The following is a 22,491-nucleotide window of genomic DNA, read 5'->3' as shown; positions in this document are numbered from 1 at the left end:
CCTCGCGAAGCAAGGCCGATAGTACCAGGACTTAAAGCGCTTTAAATGCGCTCCCGCCCGAGGCCTCCACGCCCTCGTCGGCTCAACGATCAGAGGGCGTGCGTTCCACCTTCCCTCCGTTGCACAGTGAGGTGCACAAGCCATGAACCAGACCTCCCGCTCCCGTACGCGCAGACTCGCCCCCGCCGTGGCCGTGGCCGCCGCGGCCACGCTGGTCCTCGCCGGCTGTTCCAGCGGCTCCGGTGGGAAGAAGGCCCAGGAGGCCGAAGGCAACGTGTCCGCGGGCAAGGCCACCACGCCCCGTATGACGATCGCGATGGTCACCCACGCGCCCTCCGGTGACACGTTCTGGGACACCATCCGCAAGGGTGCCGAGGCCGCCGCGGCCAAGGACAACGTCAAGCTGATCTACTCCAACGACGAGACCGCCGCCGACCAGGCCAACCTGGTCCAGAACGCGATCGACCAGAAGGTCGACGGCATCGCCGTGACCCTCGCCAAGCCGGACGCCATGAAGGCCGTTGTGGCCAAGGCGGTCAAGGCCGGCATCCCCGTCGTCGGCCTCAACGCCGGGCTCGACGTCTGGAAGGAACAGGGCCTGTTGTCCTTCTTCGGCCAGGACGAGGCCATCTCGGGACAGGCGCTCGGCACCCGGCTCAACGACACCGGCGGCAAGCACGCCCTGTGCGTGGTCCAGGTCCAGGGCGCCGTCAACCTGGAGCAGCGCTGCGCAGGTGTGCAGAAGGGCTTCAAGGGCAAGACGACCAAGCTGTACGTCAACGGCGCCGACATGCCGTCGGTGAAGTCGACGATCACGGCCAAGCTCAAGCAGGACTCCTCGATCGACCAGGTGGTCACCCTCGGCGCCCCCATCGCACTGACGGCCGCTCAGTCGGTCGACGAGTCGGGCAGCAAGGCGAAGATCGCCACCTTCGACCTCAACAAGGACCTCATCAAGGACATCAAGGACGACACGATCGAGTTCGCCGTCGACCAACAGCCCTACCTCCAGGGCTACCTGTCCGTCGATGCCCTGTGGCTCTACAAGAACAACGGCAACTACAGCGGCGGCGGCGAGCAGCCCGTGCTGACCGGTCCGGCCTTCGTCGACAAGTCCAACGTGGACAAGATCGAGAAGTTCGCCGCGAAGGGCACCCGGTGACGAGCGGCGACCACGCCCGAGGGCTCCAGCTGACCACTCCGTACGTTCCCCCGTCTCCTCCGACCGAAGGCATTTCCGCATGAAGATCGCGCTCGACCCCTACATGATCCGCAACGTGCCGCTGCTCGAACTCCCCGGTGTGGTGGCCGAGTTGGGCTATGAATGGATCGAACTGTCACCCCGGGAGGACTTCATCCCCTTCTTCCGGCATCCGCGCGTCGACGACGCCACCGTACGGAAGTTCCGCAAGGCGCTGGACTCGGCGGGTGTCGGCATCTCCTCACTGCTTCCGCTGTTCCGCTGGTCCGGACCGGACGAGGACGCCCGCCAGGCCGCCGTCCGCTACTGGAAGCGTTCGATCCAGATCTGCGCGGACCTCGGCGTGGACAGCATGATCTCGGAGTTCAACGGACGGCCGGAGGATCCCGACCGCAGCGAGGCGCAGTTCTGGAAGTCGATGGAGGAACTGCTGCCGGTGTTCGAACGCGAGGGCGTCCAGCTCGCGCTGGAGCCCCATCCCGACGACTTCATCGAGAACGGCCACGACGCGGTCAACCTCATCCGGGGCATCAACCACCCCAATGTGTCGTTCCTCTACTGCGCACCGCACACCTTCCACATCGGCAACGACGCCCCCGGCATCATCAAGTACGCCGGTGACCTGCTCACCCACGTGCATCTCGCGGACGCCTTCGACCACACGGCGTCCTCCGGCAACCGCTACATCCTCAATCCGCCGGGCACACCCGCCCGTATCCACCAGCACCTGGACATCGGGGAGGGCGAGGTCGACTTCGGCGAGCTCTTCCGCGAACTGCGTGCGAACGGCTTCGACGGCACGCTGACGGCCTGCGTCTTCGCCTGGGAGGAACGGGCCGAGGAGTCCTCTCGCCTCATGCGCAAGAAGATCGACGAGTACCTGGCGCAGCGACCCTGACCGAGCCCCACCGGGGCGCTACCCTCTCCGCGAGGCATTTTTAAAGCGCTTTAAGCATTGGCGGCACGGCCCCAGTCGAAGCAACAGGCCGCCGCCGGCTTCACCTTCCCGACTTCTTCCTGAGATCCCCCCACTCCACCAACCGCTAGGAGGTGGCCATGGACGTCCGGGACGACGCCCTCAAGGCCTCCACACCGAGCACCGCCGCCGCAGGCTCCGCCTCCCCCCACGTCTACCGACGGCTCCGCACCATCACCGTCATCGCCACCTTCGGCGGGCTCCTCTTCGGATACGACACCGGCGTCATCTCCGGCGCCCTGCCGTTCATGGCGCTCTCGCCCGAGGAGGGCGGGCTGGGACTCACCCCGCTGACCGAGGGGATCGTGGCTTCGTCGCTCGTGCTCGGCGCGGCGTTCGGGGCGCTGTTCGGCGGCCGGCTCTGCGACCGCCACGGACGCAGGCGAACCATTCTCGGGCTCGCTCTGCTGTTCTTCGTCGGAGCGCTCGGCACCGCGCTCGCCCCGGACGTCTGGGTGATGGTCCTCTTCCGGGTGTTGCTGGGACTCGCCGTGGGGGGCGCGTCGGCCACGGTCCCGGTGTTCATCGCCGAGTTGGCTCCGGCCGACCGCCGGGGCCGGCTGGTGACGCAGAACGAACTGATGATCGTCACCGGGCAGTTGCTGGCCTATACCTCGAACGCGGTCATCGCCGAGACCGTGGGCGAGGGCGGCGTGTGGCGCTGGATGCTCGCGATCGCCACCGCCCCGGCCGTACTGCTGTGGATCGGCATGCTGTTCGTGCCCGAGTCGCCCCGCTGGCTGGCCTCCCAGGGCCGGTTCGACGACGCGCGCGGCACACTGGCCCGGATCCGCGACGCACGGCACGTCGACGCGGAGTTCGCCGAGATCAAGCAGCGTGTCACGGCCGACGCCGACCAGCCGCGGGCGGGCCGGCGGGACCTGGGCACGCCGTGGGTGCGGCGCATCGTGGTCCTCGGGTTCGCTCTGGCGTCCCTGACGCAGCTCACCGGCGTCAACTCGATCATGTACTTCGCGCCGACCATCCTGCTGGACACCGGCCTCGGCACCCAGGCGGCGCTGACGGCCACCATCGCCAACGGCGTCGTCGCGGTCCTGGCCGTGTCGACGGGCATGTGGCTGCTGGGGCGGGTAGGCCGGCGTCCGATGCTGCTGACGGGGCAGGTCGGCGTCACCGTCTCGCTGCTGCTGATCGCCTTCTGCTTCCTGGCGCTGCCCGAGTCGGCCGCCCGCAGCTACCTGGTGCTCGCCTCGATGCTGACCTTCCTGCTGTTCATGCAGGGCTGCATCGCGACCGTGTTCTGGCTGATGCTCTCGGAGATCTTCCCGCTGCGCCTGCGCGGCTTCGCGATGGGCACTGCCGTGTTCGGCACCTGGATGTCCAACTTCGTCGTCACGTTGGTGTTCCCGCCACTGATCGACGCGCTCGGCGGGATCACGTTCCTGATCTTCGCGGCGATCAACGCAGGAACGTTCTTCTACTACCTCCGCGCCGTCCCGGAGACCAGGGGCCGCTCGATGGAGGACATCGAGGCCCACTTCCGACGACAGCTCGCCGCCTGATCACGATCCCGACCTCACCTCTCTCCAGGATTCCTGAAAGGCCATACCCAGAGCCCCTGGGTCCCGCTGATCTTACGAGTGACCAGTTCGAACCCACCATCAAGAAAGTAGGGCACCGCCATGACCTCCTCCGCCACACCCCTGTCCGTCGCGGTGATCGGCGCCGGCATGGCCGGCCGCAGCCACGCCGCCGGATATCGCAGTGTCCACACGGTCTTCGGGGCGGGCCTGCCGCCCGTACGACTGGCCGCGATCGCCGACGCGAACGTCGCTCTCGGCGAGGACGCCGCGCGTCGCTACGGGTTCGAGAAGGCCCTGCCGAGCTGGGAGGCCGTCGCCGAGGACCCCACGATCGACGCCGTCAGCATCGTCGTCGGCAATGATCTGCACCGCCCCATCGCCGAGGCGCTGGTGGCCGCCGGCAAGCACGTGCTGTGTGAGAAGCCGCTGGCCGGTTCGCTCGAGGACGCCCGTGCGATGGCCGAGTTGGAGCGGAGTACCGAGGTCGTGACGGCCGTCGGCTACACCTTCCGCCGCTCCCCCGGCATCGCCGCGATCCGCGACCACGTCCTGCGGGGCGAGCTGGGCGACCTCACTCTGTTCAGCGGCCGATACTGGTGCGACTACGCCACGGACGCGAAGGGGCCGCTGACCTGGCGGTTCAAGGGCGGACCCGGATCCGGTGCCCTCGGCGACGTCGGCTCGCACGTCATCGACGCCGCCGAGTACGTGGCGGGGCCCATCGTCTCGGTCTCGGGCGCCACCCTGTCCACGCAGATCCCCAAGCGGCCCCTGCCTCTGGGCGCGGTCGTCGGGCACAACAACGCGCCAGTCTCCGACGAACTCGGCGCGGTCGAGAACGAGGACACCGCGTCCTTCACCGCCCGCTTCGAGTCGGGCCTGGTGGGCACCTTCTCCGTCTCGCGCACCGCGTTCGGGCTGCCCAACGGTCTCGCCTTCGACGTGCTGGGCGTGGGCGGCCGGGCCGCCTTCGACCAGCACCGGCCCGCCGAGTACCTCTTCGACGACGCCCAGCCCGACCCCCGCACCCGGGGCGCGCGGCAGATCATCGCCGGTCCGAACCTGCCCTACTTCGCGGGCGGGGTCCCGATGGAGGCGCCGGGTGTGGGCGCCAGCAACGGCGACAACTTCACTTACCAGGCCCGGGCGTTCCTCGACCAGGTCGCGGGGGTCGCCGAGCCGCTGCCGGCCTGTGCCACGTTCGCCGACGCGCTGCGCACCATGGAGATCATCCGGGCCGTCGTCGAGTCCTCCGACAGGGGCGGCGCCGCCGTCGACGTCCCGCCCGCCGCCTGACCACCCGTATCCAAGGAGTACGCCCCATGGCCCTCAAGCTCGGCGCCTACACCGCCTGTCTGCACGACCGGACCCTCACCGAGGCCCTCGACATCCTCAAGGAGAACGGGCTGACCTCGGTCGAGGTGAACACCGGCGGTTTCATCCCCGCCCCGCACTGCCCGGTGGACCTGCTGCTGTCCTCGGCCACCGCCCGCGAGGAGTACCTGGCGACGTTCGCCGACCGAGGGATGGAACTGACCGGGCTCAACTGCAACGGCAACCCGCTCAACCCCCTCCCCGGCGTCGGCCCGAAGCACGCCGACGACCTGCGCCGGACCATCCGTCTCGCCGGCCTGCTCGGCGTGCGGCACGTGGTCACCATGTCCGGTACCCCGGGCTCCGACCCCGACGCCAGGTACCCCTCCTGGGTCGTCAACCCGTGGGACGGCGTCTACATGGACGTCCTGGACTACCAGTGGGGCGTGGCCGTCGAGTTCTGGAAGGAGATCGACGCGCTCGCCCGGGAGAACGACGTCCGGGTCGCCATCGAGATGCACCCGCACAACCTCGTCTTCTCCCCCGTCACCCTGAAGCGGCTCGTAGACGAGGGCGGCCTGACCAACGTCGGCGCCGAGATGGACCCTTCCCATCTGATGTGGCAGGGCATGGACGTCGTCGCCTGCGTCAGGTGGCTGGGCCCGCTGGTGTTCCACGCCGCGGCCAAGGACGCCACCCTCTGCCCGGGCGCCGACATCCGCGGTGTGCTCGACACGTCGTTCGCCCGCGTGCCCGCCGGCGCTTCCGGCAAGGTGCCCACCGGATACGGCTTCTGGTGCAACGCCTGGCCCGAGAACCCGGCGTGGAAGTTCGTCGCCGTCGGCGAGGGGCACGACGTGGCCTACTGGACCGAGTTCCTGCGCGCCCTCGCCGAGGTCGACCCGGACATGGCGGTCAACATCGAGCACGAGGACGCCGCCTACTCCCGGACCGCAGGCCTCGCCCTGGCCGCCAAGAACCTGCACGGCGCCGCCGCTGCCCTGTGACCGGCCCGTCCGAGTGAGCCGTTTCCCCGCTGCCCGGCCAGTGGGGAAACGGCTCGTGGTCGTCGCACGATCGCCACCGCCCGCCGGCATGGGCGAGGTGGCCGGCGGCTGAGTCGTGCGGCCGATGCTCGGACCGGCAGGGCCCTGAGCCGACAGGCCCGTGACCGCACCTTTCGCGCCGTCCTGGCCCGAACCGGAGGCAGTCAACCGATCAGCATCGCATACCGCTACCAGCTAGAACTCCGTTGTTGAATCAACCACCAAATCTTGAGCACAAATTCCACACATCCCTCTCTTCATACTGGCCTCGATGGTCTAGATTGACCGTGCTTCAGTGATCGAGCACCAGCCGACCATCGATGGTCCGAAGTAACTCCGAAGTAACTCAGACACAGCCGGTGTGTCGTGCGCGGGAGGCGGGGGCCTCCTGCGGGGAGGAACAGCGCGGCGCGGGGGGCGGGGGCCTCCCGGAACAGTGTTGGGCGAACACGTCGAATCACTGGGAACCTGGGGGGTTCTGTGCGGCAAGGGGGATTAGTCAGCCCGTTTCCGTCAGCACGCGGGCGTCTGACGAACGGGGCGATCGGCCGGCCCGCGATGGACTGGGAGCAGCGGTACCGCCGTACCGTGATCACCAGCGATACCGTGGCCACCTCCTTCGTGGTGGCGGCGATCGGCAACTTCTTCGGGGCCCGGGACGCGGCCAACTGGCATGAGAAGTGGGGGATCCTCGCGTTCGGCACCGAGTTGCTGGTGCTGGCGGCACTCGCGGTGAGCCGGTCGTGGGCTCCGGCCGTGCTCGGCCAGGGCGCCGAGGAATTCCGCAGGCTCGGACGCTCACTCTTCGCGGCGACCGTCGTACTGGCGCTCGGCGGCATCGCCCTCACCTCCCGCAACATCAAGCTCTGGATCTTCGTCGCGATCCCCGCGATCGCCCTCGTCACCATGACCGAGCGCTATCTGCTGCGCCTCTGGCTGCACAAACAGCGGAAGGAGGGGCGGTGCCTGAGACCGGTGCTCGCAGCCGGGAGCCCCGACACCGTGCGCGACCTGATCACCCGGACCCGGAAGTTCCCGCACCTCGGCTGGCGGGTGGACGCGGTGTGCACGACGGACGGTCTCGGGCTCGACGGTGACGAGCTGGACGGGGTGCGGGTCGTCGGCCGGCTCGAGGACGTCGCCAAGCACGTACGTCATGACGGCTACCGGGTCGTCGCGGTCACACCGGACCCGCACTGGTCACCGAGCCGGCTGCAGCGGCTGGCGTGGAACCTCGAAGGCAGCGACGCCGAGATGGTCGTGGCGCCCGTGCTGATGGAGGTGGCCGGCCCGCGGCTGCACGTCGACGCGGTGCTCGGGATCCCGCTGCTGCGGGTCAGCATGCCGGCCTTCACCGGCGGCCGCCGGGCGGTCAAGGGGGTCGTAGATCGCATAGGCGCAACGTTTCTGCTGGTGTTGTTCGCGCCGCTGATGGTCTGCGTCGGGCTGCTCGTACTGATGGACAGCCGGGGCGGGGTGTTCTACCGCCAGCGCAGGGTCGGCAAGGACGGCCGCGAGTTCACCATTCTCAAGTTCCGCACCATGGTCGCCGGGGCCCACCAGGCACGTGGTGAGCTGGCCGGCCGCAACGAGGGTGCCGGACTGCTGTTCAAGCTCCGCCGGGATCCACGGGTGACCCGGGTGGGAGCGGTGCTGCGCCGGTACTCGCTCGACGAGCTCCCGCAGCTCTTCAACGTCCTCACCGGATCGATGTCGCTCGTCGGTCCGCGGCCTCCGCTGCCGGAGGAGTGCGCCGCGTACGACCCGGACATCCGGCGTCGGCTGCTGGTCAAGCCCGGGCTCACCGGACTGTGGCAGATCAGCGGACGCAGCGACCTGTCGTGGGAGGAGGCGGTCCGGCTGGATCTGCGGTACGTGGAGGACTGGTCGCTCGCCCTGGACACAGTGATCTTGTGGAAGACGCTGCGTGCGGTGCTCCACGGCCAGGGGGCCTACTGATGTGCGGGGGCGGCCGTCCGGCCGGCGCGCGGACCGCAGGCCGTGACGGCCTGCCTGGGGGGAGGAACGGGACATGAGAGTCAGCGTCTTCGGGCTCGGCTACGTGGGCTGCGTGTCGGCCGCGTGCCTGGCCGGCATGGGGCACGAGGTCATCGGGGTGGACGTGAACCAGGTGAAGGTCGACCTGGTCAACGAAGGCAAGGCCCCGGTGGTGGAGGAGCGGATCGGCGAGCTCGTCGCCGACGTCGTGCGGACCGGAGCGTTACGCGCCACGGGCGACGTCCGTGAGGCGATCGCGGACAGCGAGGTGTCGCTGGTCTGCGTGGGCACACCGTCGGAGCCCAACGGCAGCCTGTGCACCACCTACTTGGAGCGGGTCACCGAGCAGATCGGCGCCGCTCTTGCCGAGCGGGGTGGGCGGCACACGGTCGTGTTCCGCAGCACCATGCTCCCGGGCACCTGCCTGAACCTTCTGGTACCGATCCTGGAGAAGTCCGTCGGCGGCACGGCCGGGGTGGACATCGGGGTCGCGGTCAACCCGGAGTTCCTGCGCGAGGGCACGAGCGTGCGGGACTTCTTCGACCCGCCCAAGACCGTCATCGGCGAGCTCGACCGGGCGAGCGGCGATGTGGTGATGGCGCTGTACGACGGCTTGCCCGGCGAGGTGTTCCGGGTGCCGGTCCCGACGGCCGAGGCGATCAAGTACGCGGACAACGCGTTCCACGGCCTCAAGATCGGCTTCGCGAACGAGCTGGGCGCGGTGTGCCAGGCGCTCGGAGTGGACTCGCACCAGGTGATGGACGTCTTCCTGGCCGACCGCAAGCTCAACATCAGCCCCGCCTACCTGCGGCCCGGCTTCGCCTTCGGTGGCTCCTGCCTGCCCAAGGACCTGCGCAGCCTGGTCCACGCGGCACAGCGGGCCGATGTCTCGGTGCCCATCCTCGCCCATGTGCTGCCCTCCAACTCCGACCATCTGCAGCGCGCGGTGGAGCTGGTCGAACGCACCGGCAAGCGCCGGGTGGGCCTGTTCGGGCTGTCCTTCAAACCCGGCACCGACGACCTCCGCGAGAGCCCGCTCGTCGAGCTGGCGGAGCGGCTCTTCGGCAAGGGGTACGACCTCAGGATCCACGACGCCAACGTGAGCCTCTCCCGGCTGCTCGGCGCCAACCGCGAGTACATCGAGACCCGGCTGCCGCACCTCGGCCAACTGCTCGCGGAGTCCGTCGAGGAGGTGCTCGAGCACGCCGAGGTGTGTCTGGTCGGGACCAGGGATCCGGCCGTGCTGTCGGCGCTGCCCCATGGCGACGGCCCGGTGATCGTCGACCTCGTCCGCCTTCCCGACGCCGAGTCGCGCCGGACCGAACCGGGGTACGTGGGCCTTGCTTGGTAATGCGATCAGCGGTGAGGGGTCGGGCCGGCGCGCGCTGATCCTGGTGGAGAACCTGTCGGTGCCGTTCGACCGGCGGGTGTGGCAGGAGTGCACGACGCTGCGCGACGCGGGCTGGGAGGTGCACGTCATCTGTCCCCGCGGGAGCAAGCGGGACACGGAGCCGGAGGCGGTGCTCGACGGGGTGCGGATCCACCGCTACCCGTTGCGCGCGGCCACCGGAGGGCCGGCCGGCTACCTGCGGGAGTACGGATCGGCGCTGTGGCACACGGCCCGGCTGGCCCGCAAGGTCGGCCCGGTCGACGTGGTCCACGCCTGCAACCCGCCGGACCTGCTGTTCCTTCCGGCGCTGTGGCTGAAGCGGCGCGGCGCGCGGTTCGTCTTCGACCAGCACGACCTGGTACCCGAGCTGTACCTCTCCCGGTTCGGCCGCGGCGAGGACCTGCTCTACCGCGCCGTGTGCGCGCTGGAACGGTTCACCTACCGCGCCGCGGACGTCGTGCTCGCCACGAACGAGAGCTACCGGGACGTGGCGATACGCCGTGGCGGCCGGCGCCCGGAGGACGTCTTCGTGGTGCGCAGCGCGCCCGCGACCGACCGGTTCCAACCGGTGCCGCCCGAGCCGGAGTTGAAACGCGGCAAGCCTCATCTGCTGTGCTACCTCGGCGTGATGGGCCCGCAGGACGGCGTCGACTACGCCTTGCGGGCGCTCGCGAAGCTGCGCGACGAACTCGGGCGGAGCGACTGGCACGCGGTGTTCGTCGGCTCCGGTGACGCCTTCGACGCGATGGTGGAGCTGTCCCGGCGGCTCGGGCTCTCGGAGCAGGTCCAGTTCACCGGGCGAGTCCCGGACGCCGACCTGGTGCGCTACCTGTCCACCGCGGACGTGTGCCTCTCCCCCGACCCGCGCAATCCGCTCAACGACGTGTCGACCATGAACAAGGTGCTGGAGTACATGGCGATGGGCCGGCCGATCGTCTCCTTCGACCTCCGGGAGGCGCGCGTCTCGGCCGGTGACGCCGCCGTCTACGCGCCCGCCAACGACGAGGCCGAGTTCGCCGGGCTCATCGAACAGCTCCTCGACGACCCGGGCCGGCGGGCCCGGATGGGCAAGATCGGCCAGGAGCGGGTCAGCGGGCCGCTCTCCTGGCGGAACTCTCAGACGTCGCTGCTCGCCGCCTACGCCGCCGCCTGCCGTGACCACGCTCCGGCGCCGGCGGGCAACCCGCGCCGGGAAGGGAAGAGGCCGCGTCGTTGAGCGATGACACGATACGCCTGGTCACGATCGGGCGGATGATCCGTCGGCGTCGGCGGCTGCTCCTCATCCTCGCCGTGCTGGGCGCGCTCGTCGGCTACGGCACTTCTCTGGTGTTTCCGCCGCGCTACACGGCGTCGTCATCGGTGCTGCTGCCGGGGGCATGGGAACAGCGCGAGCTGCTGACCCAGGCGGAGATCGCGACCAGTTCGGTGGTGGTCGACCGCGCGGCCGCCACGCTCGGCTGGTCCGGGGTCGGGGGCAGCGAGCTGCGGGACCGGGTGAGCGCCGAGGTTTCCGACGGGAACATCATCAAGATCTCGGGCACGGCCGACACCCCGGATCGGGCACAGCGGCTCTCCGATCAGGTGGCCCAGCAGTTCGTCACGTTCGCGGCACGGGTCTCGGGTGACGGCACCGACCCCGAAGCGGCATCGCGGCCCGAGGAACTGCGGCAGCTGGTGGTGCGGACCAGCCGCCGCATCACCGAGCTGGCCGACACGGCCGATCCGGGGCAGACCGTGGAGAGCGTGCAGACCCGCACCGAGCTCGCGAAGCTGCGTACCACGCTGCAGGAGGCCATCAACAAGCTGGACCAGGCCGACCCGGCCGCCGGCAAGGCCGACATGGTCGTCATGGGGCCGGCACCCCGGCCGGCCGGCGAGGCACCGCCGACGAGGACGCAGCTCATCGTCGCCGGGGCGCTGCTGTTCTTCCTGCTCGCGGTCATCGGCCATCTCACCGCCGCGCGGATGAGCCGCCGGCTGCGCACCGAACCGGAGATCGCCGCGGCGCTGGGCTCGGCGCTGCTGGGTACGGTCGACGTACCTGGTGAACGGCCCCCGCGGCGACCGGAGGACGCCGGCTCGTGGGCCCGGCTCCGCCGGCTGCTGGGCGTCGACGTCCGGTGGGACGTGCCGGCGCCGCAGACGTCCGGAGACGAGGCCGGCCGGCGGGTCCGCTACCGGCGGGTGTGCGCCCGGCTCCGGGAGCAGGCACCGGCCCCCCGGCGACTGCTGGTCGTCGTCCCGGACGGCGACGAGATCGCCCGCCGGGCCGCCGGGCGGCTCGTCGCCGAGGCCGAGAGCGATCGTTCCCCGAGCTCTCCGAGCAAGGGGTCTCCCGAGCTGCGGGTGGTGGAGGTTTCGGTGGCCCGGCCCCTGGTGCCGGACCGCGACAGCGAGTCCGGTGCCCTGGTGGTGCTCAGCGCGGGCAGCTGGACGGCGGGAGAGCTCGCCGGCATCGCCGAGGCGTGTGCGGACGCGGGGCATGAGGTCGTCGGCATCGTCGTCGCCGCAACGGTCCGGGCCCGTCCGACACGGTCCGTCGGCCCTTCTCCGGACGAGGGCGCTCCGGCGCTCGCGGCCGGCGGCCACGTGGCGGGAGGTTCGGTGTGACGACGGACAGGACTTCGCAGTCACAGGGCTCCGCTCCGCTGCTGGATCTGCAGGCGCTGGTGGTGGCGGTGCGCAGACGCCGCCGGCTCTGGTGCTCCCTGGCGCTGCTGGGGCTGCTGGTCGGCGTGGCGGTGGCGGTCCTGCTGCCTCCGCCGCCGACCGCGGTGACCAAGGTGCTGGTCGCGCACAAGGAGGACCAGCCGAACGACACCGGAACGCTCATCCGCACCGACGTCGCGCTGCTGCAGACCACACGGATCGCCGACAAGGCCCTGCGGTCGCTCAACTCTTCGGAGAGCCCTGCGGACTTCATGCGGGACTACCGGGGCACCGGCTTGACCAACAACCTGCTGCAGATCGATGTGACGGCTGACAGCGACGCGGAAGCGGTGGCCCGGGCCGAGGCGCTGGCCGACGCGTTCGTCTCGGACCATGTGCGGCGGATGCGGGAGACCGCGAAGGCAGAGGCCCAGGCCCTGCTGGACCAGCGTGACCGCATGCGGAAGGAACTCGCCGACGTCAACGAGGCGATCGGAGACGGACCACCGGAGAGCGACCCGAAGGCGTCGGCGAGCATGGAGTCGCTCTTCGCCCGCCGCGCCGAACTCACCTCGCGCATCAGCGACTTCGGCCAGCGCGCCGAGGAGGCGCGGATGGGCGCGCCCCAGCTCGTCGCCGGCACCCAGATCGTGGACGCCCCGCGCGCGGTGCGGCACTCCCTTCCCAGGGCCGCTGCCACCGACGCCGCGATCGGGCTCGTCCTCGGGCTCGTCCTCGGGCTCTCGGTGGCCGCGGTCGGCGCGGTGGTGGCGGACCGCCCCGTGCTGCGCCGGGAGATCGCGGCGAACCTCGGCGCCTCGGTGATCGCGGAGCTGCCCCGCGCGCCCCGGCGGCCGGCCTGGCGGTGGCAGCGCCGAAGGACCCGGACGGCACGCGAACGGCTCACCACGTCCCTGGCCCGCACCGTGCGCGACTCCGCGGAACCGGTGTCGCTGCTGGAACTGGGCTGTGCGCGCAGCACGGGCGTGATCGCCCTGAACGTCGCCAGGGCTCTGGCGGCACAGGGGCCGGTGGTCGTCATCGACGGTCTGCCCGGCCCGCAGCTCCAGAGCCGCCACCCGAAGCCGGAAGACCCCACCGTGGTCAGCGGCGAGCGGGCCGCCGAGATGCCGCACGAGGGCCACCGGCTCGGCGTCGGCTCGGTCGCGCCCGGCACGGCGTGGACCGACCTCCAGTACCTCGGCACCCGGACCGTGCTCGTCGTGCGTGCCGGGCACGGCAGCGCCGCGTGGCTGCACATCGTGGCGAGACAGCTCGCGGACCAGCGTATCGAGGTGATCGGTGTGGTGCTGATCGACCCCGATCCGCGTGACCGGACCGACGGCACCCTGTGGGACGGGCTGAACACCGCCCTGCGCGGCCGGAACGAGCGTCCGGCCCGGCAGCACGGTGGGGGTACCTCGCACGCCGTTGAGGCAGTGGGGGAAGGCCGGCGGGGGACGGAGCGGCTGCCGATGTGGGCGGCACGGGTCCCGGACAGCAACCAGGAGGCGCGGTAGGACATGTGTGGCATCGCAGGCACTTACCGCTGGCCGGACGGGAAGGTCGTGACCGACCGTCTCACCGACACCCTCGCCCACCGCGGTCCGGACGGGACGGGCCGGTACGGCCACCCCGCCGGTGACGGCGAAGTGCACCTCGGGCACCGCCGGCTGGCCATCATCGACCTGTCCGAGACCGGCGCCCAGCCGATGGTGTCGGACGGCCTCGTCCTGACGTACAACGGCGAGCTGTACAACGCGCCCGAGCTGCGTGCCGAACTGGCGGCCGCCGGGGTGCGCTTCCGCGGTACCTCCGACACGGAGGTACTGCTGGAGGCCTGGCGGCGCTGGGGTACCGACTGCCTGCCCCGGCTGCGCGGCATGTTCGCGTTCGGGATCTTCGACGAGCGGACCGGTGAACTCGTACTCGTCCGCGACCAGTTGGGCATCAAGCCGCTGTTCCTGCTGCGGCGCGGCGAGGGCCTGGTGTTCGCCTCCGAGCTGAAGGCGCTCGCCGCCGCGACCGGCGGGTCACTGGAGGTGGACCGTGCGGCGCTGGTGGCTTCGCTGCTGTACTACTGGGTCCCGGACTCGCGGTGCGCGTTCAGCGGGGCGGAGAAGCTGCCGCCGGGGAGCTGGCTGAGGTGCCGGCCCGACGGCCGGGTGGAGCGCGGCCGGTTCTGGAACCTGAAGGACGTCGCCGCCGAGGGCCGGGAGCGGGCCCGGGCCGGCGAGCAGCCGGACCTGGCAGCCGTCGTCGAGGAGTCGACCCGGCGCCACCTGCTCTCCGACGTGCCCGTGGCGACCTTCCTCTCCGGCGGCCTCGACTCCAGCTACCTGACCGCGCTGGCGGCCCGGCACCGGCCCGGGATCTCCGCTTACACCATCGGATTCCGTGCCGAGGACGCCAGGTTCGAGGCGATGCCGGACGACCTGCGCTACGCCCGGCAGGTGGCCGAGCGGTTCGGCGTCGACCTGCACGAGATCGAGATCGCCCCGAACGTGCTCGATCTGCTGCCGCGGATGACGTACCACCTGGACGAGCCGATCGGCGACCCCGCCGCGATCAACACGTTCCTGATCTGCTCGGCCGCCCGGGAGGCCGGAGTCAAGGTGATGCTGTCGGGGATGGGCGCCGACGAGCTGTTCGCCGGGTACCGCAAGCACCTGGCCAACCTGCTCGCGCTGCGCTACCAGCGCGTTCCGCGGCTCCTGCGGCGCGGGGTGTCCGAGGCCGTGAACCGGCTGCCGGTCGCCACCTCCCGCCGGGGGTACCGGTCGGTGCGCTTCGCGAAGCGGTTCCTGTCCTTCGCCGATCTGCCGGAGGAGACCGCGTTCCGGCGCAGCTACACCATGTACGACCAGGAGGAGCTGCTCGCCCTGCTCGATCCGGACCTGGCGGGGACGGTCGAGGACGTGCTGACCGAACACGCGGACGTCTACCGGGACAACGACCTCGACGACTTCGTCAACCGCATGTGCCTGACCGACGCCCGGATGTTCCTGCCGGGCCTCAACCTCACGTACACGGACCGCTCCAGCATGGCCGCGTCGACCGAGGTACGGGTGCCGTACGTGGACGTCGAGGTGGTCAAGGCGGCGTTCGCCGTGCCGGGTGATCGCAAGATCGCCGGACGGCAGGGCAAGGCCGTCCTCAAGGAGGCGGCCTGCTCGGTCCTGCCCCGGGAGATCGTGTACCGGCCCAAGGGCCTGTTCAGCGCCCCGCTGCGCGCCTGGATGAGCCGGGACCTGGCACCGCTCGTGCGCGAGGTGGTCAACGACGGCCTGCTCGTCCGTTCCGGGTTCCTGCGCCGCGACGCGCTGGCGCGGATGGTCGCCGAGGACGCCGCCGGGCAGCGGGACTTCTCCAAGCATCTGTGGCATGTGCTGACCCTCGAGTACTGGTATCGCGACGCGACCTCTGGGTCCGGCCAGAGCACTCGGCAAACGGCTTTGGAATCAGGGGAGTTCGAGTGAAACAGGTTGTGCAGAACTACAAGAGCGGTGAGCTGGCGGTGCTCGACGTGCCGGTGCCGGGGTGCAAGCCGGGCGGTGTGCTGGTCCGCAGCGCGTACTCGCTGATATCCACCGGGACCGAGCTCATGAAGGTGTCCGAGGCCGGCATGTCGATGCTGGGCAAGGCCCGTTCCCGGCCGGACCAGGTGGCCAAGGTGATGCAGAGTGTGGCCACCAACGGGGTGCCCGCCACCTATCGCAAGGTGATGGGCAAGCTGGACTCCTACACGCCGCTGGGCTACTCGCTGTGCGGGGTGGTCGAGCAGGTCGGTGCCGGGATCGACGATGTGAAGGTCGGCGACCTCGTGGCCTGCGCCGGCAACGAGCACGCGCTGCACGCCGAGCTGAACTGGGTTCCGAAGAACCTCTACGTCCCGGTGCCGGACGCGCTCGCACCACGGCACGCGGCCTTCGGCACCGTCGGGTCGATCGCGTTGCAGGGTGTCCGCCAGGGCGAGCCGCAGCTCGGCGAGGTGGCACTGGTCATCGGCCTCGGGCTGATCGGGCAGTTGGTGGTGCAGCTCCTCGCCGCCTCCGGGGTCCGCGTCGTCGGCGCCGACCCCGACCCGGAGCGCTGCGAGCTCGCCGAACGCCTGGGCGCGGCGGCCTGCGGCGATCCCGGGTCCACGGTCGTGGAGAACGCCGTCGCCGAACTCACCGGCGGTCACGGCGTGGACCAGGTGTACCTGGCCGCCGGCGGCGGCAGCAACCAGCCCGTCGAGCTGGCCGCGCGGCTCTGCCGGGACCGCGGCCGGGTCGTCGACATCGGCAAGTGCCGCCTCGACCTGCCGTGGAACGCGTACTACGAGAAGGAACTCGACGTCCGGTTCTCCCGGTCCTACGGCCCCGGTCGCTACGACCCGGAGTACGAGCTGGAGGGACGCGACTACCCGATCGGCTACGTCCGCTGGACCGAGCGCCGCAACCTGGCGTGCTTCCTCGACCTCGCCGCCCGCGGCGGCGTCGACGTGGAGCCCCTGATCTCCCATGTCGCCGACTTCGACGACGCCGTGGAGACGTACCAGAGCCTGAAGGACGGCGACCTGAAGGCCGTGGCCGTGCTGTTCCGGTACCCCGGACAAGAGGTGGAAGCAGAGGCCCCGGCGGTGGCCGTGCCCCGGGTGAGGGTGAAGCCCAGCCCGGCCCGGGCCACCAGGACGCCGGTGCGGCTGGCGTTCGTCGGCGCGGGCAACTACGCCACGTCGATGCTGTTGCCGCACCTGGCGCAGCGCGACGGCGTCGAGTTGTCCACCGTCGTCACCACGACGGCGCTGTCCGCGACCAACGCACAGCGGAAGTTCGGCTTCGCCAAGGCCACCACCGACCTCGACGCGGTACTCGGCGACACGTCCATCGACGCGGTGTTCGTGGTCACCCGGCACAGCTCGCACGCCGAACTCACCCGGAAGGCGCTGCTGGCCGGCAAGAGCGTGTTCGTGGAGAAGCCCCTGGCGCTCACCGAGGACGAGCTGGCCGGCGTACTCGCGGCGGTGGAGGAGTCCGGCAACGACCGGCTGCAGGTGGGCTTCAACCGCCGGTTCGCGCCGCTGCTGCGGGAGGCCAGGCAGCAGTTCGGCGACCGGACCGGTCCGGCGAGCCTGCGCTACCTGGTCAACGCGGGCCGACTGCAGCACGGCAGCTGGTACCTCCGGCAGGGCACCGAGGGCTCGCGGTTCGCCGGCGAGGGCGGGCACTTCATCGACACGGCGAGCTGGCTCCTCGACGCCGACCCGGTGTCGGTGTACTCGGTCGCCACCTCCGGCAACGAGGACCTTCAGGTCGTACTGCGTTACCCGGACGGGTCCACCGCCACCATCAGCTACGTCACCACCGGCGCGCCCGGCTTCCCCAAGGAGACGCTGGACCTGGTCGCGGACGGCAAGGTGCTGCGGCTCGACGACTTCGTGCGTGCCTCGGTCTACGGCCGCAAGCGGTGGGTCAGTTCGCGGCTGCCCAAGGCTCGCGACAAGGGCCAGAACGCCGAACTTGCCGCGTTCGTCAAGGCCGTGCGGACCGGCGGGCCGATGCCGGTGCCGCTGGAGTCGCTGGTCGCCACCACGGCGGCCACCCTGGCCGTGCAGTCCGGCCTGGCCGGCGGCGCTCCGGTGACGTTGGCGAGAACGCGATGAGCATGAGCGCGGGCTGGTACCTGCGGCGGCTGTCCCGGATGGGACCGCGGGAGGTCGGCGGCCGGGTGAGCGACACGGTGCGCAGACGGCGGTGGCGGTCGGCGCCGCCGGACTGCCCGGCCGTGACCGGCGCCCGGTTCACCGCGGTACTGCCCGCCGGGACGATCGCCGCCATACCTCCGGACGCCGCGAAGCATCTCGTCGCCGAGGCGGACCGGCTGATGGCCGGGCACGCCGAGTACTTCGGGGTGGTCCGCGACGACCTGGCCGAGCCGGACTGGTCGTACGACCCGAAGACCGGGCGCCGGGCCCCGTCGGGCTACGCCTTCGACGTGCCGTACCGGAACGAGGACGCGGTCGGGGACATCAAGCAGATCTGGGAGCTGTCCCGGCACCAGTACCTCACCGTGCTGGCCGCCGCCCACGCGGTCACCGGGGACGAGCGGTACGCCGAGCGGGTGGCCGAGCATCTGCGGTCGTGGTGGGCGGCGAACCCACCGCTGCGCGGCGTGCACTGGATCAGCGGAATCGAACTGGGCATCCGGCTGCTGTCATGGGTGTGGATCCGCCGGCTGCTGGACGGCTGGCCGGGCGCGGCGGGGCTGTTCGAGGGCAATCCGGTGGCGCTGAACCAGATCTGGCACCACCAGCGCTGGCTGGCCGCCTTCCCCAGCCGGGGGTCCTCGGCGAACAACCACGTGATCGCCGAGGCCGCCGGGCAGTTCGCAGCTGCCTGCGCGTTCGACTGGTTCCCCTCCTCGGCACGTTGGCGGGCCGACGCGCTGCGGTCGCTGGAGCGGCATCTGCGGGGCAACACCTTCCTCTCCGGCCTCAACCGCGAGCTGGCCACCGAGTACCACGGACTGGTGCTGGAGCTCGGTCTGGCCGCGGTCGCCGAAGCGGACGCCGCCGGCGTGCCCGTCCCCCGGTCGGTCCGGCTGGTGCTGCTGCGGATGACGGACGCGCTCGCGGCCGTCGTGGACAGCCGGTTGCGGCCGCCGCGCCAGGGGGACGCGGACGACGGGCACGGTCTGGTGGTGGACGGCGCGGGCACCGACCGCTGGGCCTCGCTGCTGGCCACCGGGGAAGCCGTGTTCGGCCGGCTCGACTGGTGGCCGGCGGTGACCGGCGCCGATGTGCGGACCCCGCTGCTGGATGCGCTCATCAAACCCACTGAACTGTCCGTGACCCGCCCGGCTAGCCGGCCGGCCCATTTCGCCGACGCGGGGCTCACCATCCTGCGCGGCCCGGAGGAGATCTGGTGCCGCTGCGACGGCGGCCCGCACGGCTTCCTGTCCATCGCGGCGCACGCTCACGCGGACGCGCTGTCCGTGGAGGTCCGGCACGACGGGGTCGACGTGCTCGCCGACCCGGGGACGTTCTGCTACCACGGGCAGCCCGAGTGGCGGCGGTACTTCCGGTCGACCCTCGGCCACAACACCCTGCAACTGGACGGCGGTGACCAGTCCGTCTCCGGCGGTCCGTTCCTGTGGACCCGGCATGCCCGCAGCCGCGTCCTGGTCGCGGACGCGTCCGGCGCCTTGGGCGGAGGTACGGCCCGCTGGTGCGCCGAGCACGACGGCTACCGGGACTCCGTGCACCGCCGCCGGGTGGAGCTGACGGCCGCCAGCCGGGAGCTGAGGGTGGTCGACGAGGTGCGCGGTCCGCGCCGGGCCGTGCGGCTGGCGTTCCACCTCGGCCCGGCGATCACCGCGGACCTGGCGGGGAACCGGGCGCTGCTCACCTGGGCCGTGGACGGCGAGGACCGCTCCGCGGCGCTCGACCTGCCCGGGCAGCTGTCCTGGCGGGCGCACCGCGGCGAGACCGGCCCGCCGCTGGGCTGGTACTCCGCCGGCTTCGGGCGCAAGGAGCCGACCACGACGCTGGTCGGCACCGGCTTCGCCGACGGCGTGCGGGGGTTCACCACCGTACTCAGGTTCCACGGCTAGGGAGGGCGCGTGCGGAACAAGTGGCGGCACCGGGCGTGGCCTGCGGCACCGCTGGCGCTGGCCCTGCTGGCGGCGACCGGCTGTGACAGCACGCCGGGCGCGGTGACGAAGCCGACCGCCGCGCCGTCCATGTCCGTGGCGCGGGTGTGCGCCGGACCCGCGCCGGGGCCGGCGAAGGCGCCGCCGGGCGCGGTGACCGTCGACCCCGCGGTCGCCGGAGACCTCGCCGCGAAGACCAAGAGCAGCCCTCCGAACACCACCTTCTGGCTTCGGCCGGGCAGGCACCGGCTCGAACCGGACCGCTACGCCCAGGTCATCCCGAAGAAGGGAGACACCTACCTCGGCGCGCCCGGTGCGGTGCTCGACGGCCGGAAGACCAACCAGTACGCGTTCGGCGGCACCGCCCGGGGCGTCACCATCCGCCACCTGACCGTGCAGAACTTCGTCGCGCCGCACGACGAGGGCGTGGTCAACCACGACTCGGCCGACGGGTGGGTGATCGAGCACGCGACGATCCAGAACAACTCAGGCGCCGGGCTGATGGCCGGTGCCCGCCAGCGGGTCCGCGCCAGCTGCCTGCGCGGCAACGGCCAGTACGGCATGAACGCGTACAAGGCCACCGGCCGTATCAGCGGCCTGGTGGTCGAGGGCAACGAGATCGTGGGCAACAACAAGGACGACTGGGAGCGGCGGCGCAAGGGCTGCGGCTGCACCGGGGGCGTCAAGTTCTGGGCCGTCGACGGCGCCGACGTGCGCGGCAACTGGGTGCACGACAACCGCGGAGCCGGGCTGTGGGCGGACACCAACAACAACGACTTCCGCATCGAGGGGAACGTGCTCGAGGCCAACGACGGTGCCGCCCTGATCTATGAGACCAGCTACAACGCGGTCATCCGGAACAACATGATCCGGCGGAACAACCGGGTCGAGGGCCGCAGGTACGCCGACCTCGGCGACACCTTCCCGTTCGCGACCGTCTACCTCTCCGAGTCCGGCGGCGAACCACGGATCCGAGCCCGCACGGACAAGATCGAGATCTACCGGAACGTGCTGGAGAACAACTGGTCCGGGATCACCCTGTGGGAGAACGCCGACCGGTTCTGCAACAGCCCGGCCAACACCTCCTCCGGTGACTGCACGTTGCTGGTGAAGAACGCCGACCGCTGTGCGCAGCCGGCGATCGCCACCGCACCGCTCTACGCCGACTGCCGTTGGAAGACCCAGCGGGTGGACATCCACGGCAATCGCTTCGTGCTGGACAAGTCCGTCGTCGGCTGCACGTCCAGGTGCGACCGCATGGCGCTGCTGGCCAACTACGGCACCTATCCGGACTGGTCGCCGTACCAGGGCGAGCGGGTGGCCGAGGCGATCACCCGCGAGCAGCACAACCGCTGGCACGACAACGTCTACGTCGGGCCATGGACGTTCGTCGCCCACGACCCGAGCCGGACACTGGACTCCGGGCAGTGGCAGGGCACGCCGTACCAGCAGGACGCGGGCAGCACCTTCCGCGCACAGGGCGGTGGTTGAGATGGCCGCGGACACGCGCGCCGACCACACGTCGAAGATCGTCGGCACGGCCTGGGGGCTGCTGATCCTCAACACGCTCGGCTCCGCCGGGGCGAAGACCATCGTCCCGCTGCCCCGCTCCCTCATCCAGATGGTCACCATGGGCGCGCTGGTCGCCGCGTTCGCGCTGGCGCTCGCGGTCAACCTCCGGCTGCGCGTCCGGGCCAGCGCCTTCCTGCTCCTGCTGACCCTGCTGCTGGTGCCGAGCGTGATCTCCAGCGCGGACCTGGAGTCCGGGTTCGGCGCGCTGTTCCGCTGCACCCGGCTGGCCCTCTTCGTCGGCACGCTGTGGCTGCTCAGCCGCTGGTGGGACGGCGGCCCGAGGTTCGTCCGGCACCACATCCGGATGTACTTCGCGGTGCTCGGGTCGGTGGCCGCCGGCCTGGTCATCTCACCGGGCGCCGCGCTGCCCGACCTCTACGGCGGGCGGCTGGTCGGCGCGTTGTGGCCGCTCACCCCGCCGCAGATCGGCCAGTACGCCGCGGTGATCATCGGGCTCAGCGTGCTGCTCGTCATGGGCCGTCGGACCGACGGGACCAGCGCGGCGGTGGTCATCGTGCCGTCACTCGTCCTGCTCGCGCTGACCCATACCCGGACGGCCACGCTCGGCCTGCTCATCGGGCTGGCGTTGGCGATCGGCTCGCTCTTCCTGACCAGCGCCGCGGCCCGCCGGTTCTTCACCTGGGCGGTGCTGTGCGCCGCCGTGGCCGCGGTGGGGTTCGGCTCCGCGCTGCGGGCGTGGTTCCTGCGGGGACAGAGCCAGGAGAACTTCACCAGCCTCACCGGCCGGGCCAAGGTCTGGGACGCCCTGCTGGCAGCGCCCCGGACGACCTCGGAGTACCTGTTCGGCGCGGGCCTGGGCGACAAGTCGTTCGGCGGGCTGCCGATCGACAACAGCTGGCTGGCCGTCTACCACGAGCAGGGTGTGACCGGCGTGGCCCTGGTGGCGGCGTTCCTCACGGTGCTGGGCGGCGTCGCGCTGCTGCGGCCGCCGTCGCTGTCGAGGGCCTGCGCGATCTTCCTGATCAGCTACTGCGCGATCGCGTCGTACACCGAGGCCGGGCTGGGCGACGCCTCGCCGTATCTGCTGCATCTGGCCGTGGCCGCCTCGCTGCTGGCGGCACCTGCCGCGGCCCCGCCCCTCGCAACGCCCGAAGCCCCACGACAACGCGCCCCGCGATGGGCCCGGAGACCGGAGGTGACCTGAG

Annotated in this window: 15 protein-coding genes; all 15 read left to right on the top strand. The window is 71.0% G+C overall.

The features are described 5' to 3' along the window. Positions 1 to 142: 142 nt before the first annotated feature. Complete coding sequence (locus ABZ016_RS16830; protein ID WP_356917374.1) at positions 143 to 1,162, top strand: sugar ABC transporter substrate-binding protein; 1,020 nt, start codon at positions 143 to 145, stop codon at positions 1,160 to 1,162. A 79-nt stretch (positions 1,163 to 1,241) separates the two neighbouring features. After that, positions 1,242 to 2,099, top strand: a complete 858-nt coding sequence (locus ABZ016_RS16825; RefSeq protein WP_356917373.1) for a sugar phosphate isomerase/epimerase — start codon at positions 1,242 to 1,244, stop codon at positions 2,097 to 2,099. Between the two features lie 158 nt (positions 2,100 to 2,257). Beyond that, complete coding sequence (locus ABZ016_RS16820) at positions 2,258 to 3,700, top strand: sugar porter family MFS transporter (RefSeq protein WP_356917372.1); 1,443 nt, start codon at positions 2,258 to 2,260, stop codon at positions 3,698 to 3,700. 120 nt (positions 3,701 to 3,820) lie between these two features. Then, entirely contained in the window at positions 3,821 to 5,017 is a 1,197-nt protein-coding gene (locus ABZ016_RS16815) for a Gfo/Idh/MocA family oxidoreductase (protein ID WP_356917371.1), read from the top strand. A 26-nt stretch (positions 5,018 to 5,043) separates the two neighbouring features. Then, the gene (locus ABZ016_RS16810) at positions 5,044 to 6,042 is read left to right on the top strand and encodes a sugar phosphate isomerase/epimerase (RefSeq protein WP_356917370.1); all 999 of its coding nucleotides are present in this window, start codon (positions 5,044 to 5,046) and stop codon (positions 6,040 to 6,042) included. 519 nt (positions 6,043 to 6,561) lie between these two features. Continuing rightward, positions 6,562 to 8,040, top strand: a complete 1,479-nt coding sequence (locus ABZ016_RS16805) for a sugar transferase (RefSeq protein WP_356917369.1) — start codon at positions 6,562 to 6,564, stop codon at positions 8,038 to 8,040. A gap of 73 nt (positions 8,041 to 8,113) precedes the next feature. Continuing rightward, complete coding sequence (locus tag ABZ016_RS16800; protein ID WP_356917368.1) at positions 8,114 to 9,430, top strand: nucleotide sugar dehydrogenase; 1,317 nt, start codon at positions 8,114 to 8,116, stop codon at positions 9,428 to 9,430. Beyond that, positions 9,420 to 10,685 carry a glycosyltransferase family 4 protein gene (locus ABZ016_RS16795; protein WP_356917367.1) on the top strand — a complete coding sequence of 422 codons (1,266 nt, stop codon included), beginning with the start codon at positions 9,420 to 9,422 and terminating at the stop codon, positions 10,683 to 10,685. The genes ABZ016_RS16800 and ABZ016_RS16795 overlap by 11 nt, the downstream gene beginning before the upstream one ends. Continuing rightward, complete coding sequence (locus tag ABZ016_RS16790; RefSeq protein ID WP_356917366.1) at positions 10,682 to 12,079, top strand: Wzz/FepE/Etk N-terminal domain-containing protein; 1,398 nt, start codon at positions 10,682 to 10,684, stop codon at positions 12,077 to 12,079. Before ABZ016_RS16795 ends, ABZ016_RS16790 begins: the two co-directional genes overlap by 4 nt. Then, complete coding sequence (locus ABZ016_RS16785) at positions 12,076 to 13,638, top strand: Wzz/FepE/Etk N-terminal domain-containing protein (protein WP_356917365.1); 1,563 nt, start codon at positions 12,076 to 12,078, stop codon at positions 13,636 to 13,638. The genes ABZ016_RS16790 and ABZ016_RS16785 overlap by 4 nt, the downstream gene beginning before the upstream one ends. A 3-nt stretch (positions 13,639 to 13,641) precedes the next feature. Next, positions 13,642 to 15,597 (top strand): asparagine synthase (glutamine-hydrolyzing), encoded by a 1,956-nt coding sequence (gene asnB / locus ABZ016_RS16780; RefSeq protein WP_356917364.1) that lies wholly within the window; start codon positions 13,642 to 13,644, stop codon positions 15,595 to 15,597. After that, on the top strand, positions 15,594 to 17,765 hold the full coding sequence (locus tag ABZ016_RS16775) for a bi-domain-containing oxidoreductase (protein ID WP_356917363.1): 2,172 nt from the start codon (positions 15,594 to 15,596) through the stop codon (positions 17,763 to 17,765). The genes asnB and ABZ016_RS16775 overlap by 4 nt, the downstream gene beginning before the upstream one ends. Then, on the top strand, positions 17,762 to 19,714 hold the full coding sequence (locus ABZ016_RS16770; RefSeq protein ID WP_356917362.1) for an alginate lyase family protein: 1,953 nt from the start codon (positions 17,762 to 17,764) through the stop codon (positions 19,712 to 19,714). The genes ABZ016_RS16775 and ABZ016_RS16770 overlap by 4 nt, the downstream gene beginning before the upstream one ends. Positions 19,715 to 19,723: 9 nt before the next feature. Continuing rightward, positions 19,724 to 21,244 carry a right-handed parallel beta-helix repeat-containing protein gene (locus ABZ016_RS16765; RefSeq protein ID WP_356917361.1) on the top strand — a complete coding sequence of 507 codons (1,521 nt, stop codon included), beginning with the start codon at positions 19,724 to 19,726 and terminating at the stop codon, positions 21,242 to 21,244. Position 21,245: 1 nt separating this feature from the next. Then, a complete protein-coding gene (locus ABZ016_RS16760; RefSeq protein ID WP_356917360.1) occupies positions 21,246 to 22,490 on the top strand; it encodes an O-antigen ligase domain-containing protein in 1,245 nt (414 codons plus the stop codon). Position 22,491: the final 1 nt, after the last annotated feature.

Source organism: Streptomyces sp. NPDC006372, from assembly GCF_040612515.1.
GTDB lineage: Bacteria > Actinomycetota > Actinomycetes > Streptomycetales > Streptomycetaceae > Streptomyces.
This window is presented reverse-complemented; position numbering and strand designations above follow the sequence as displayed.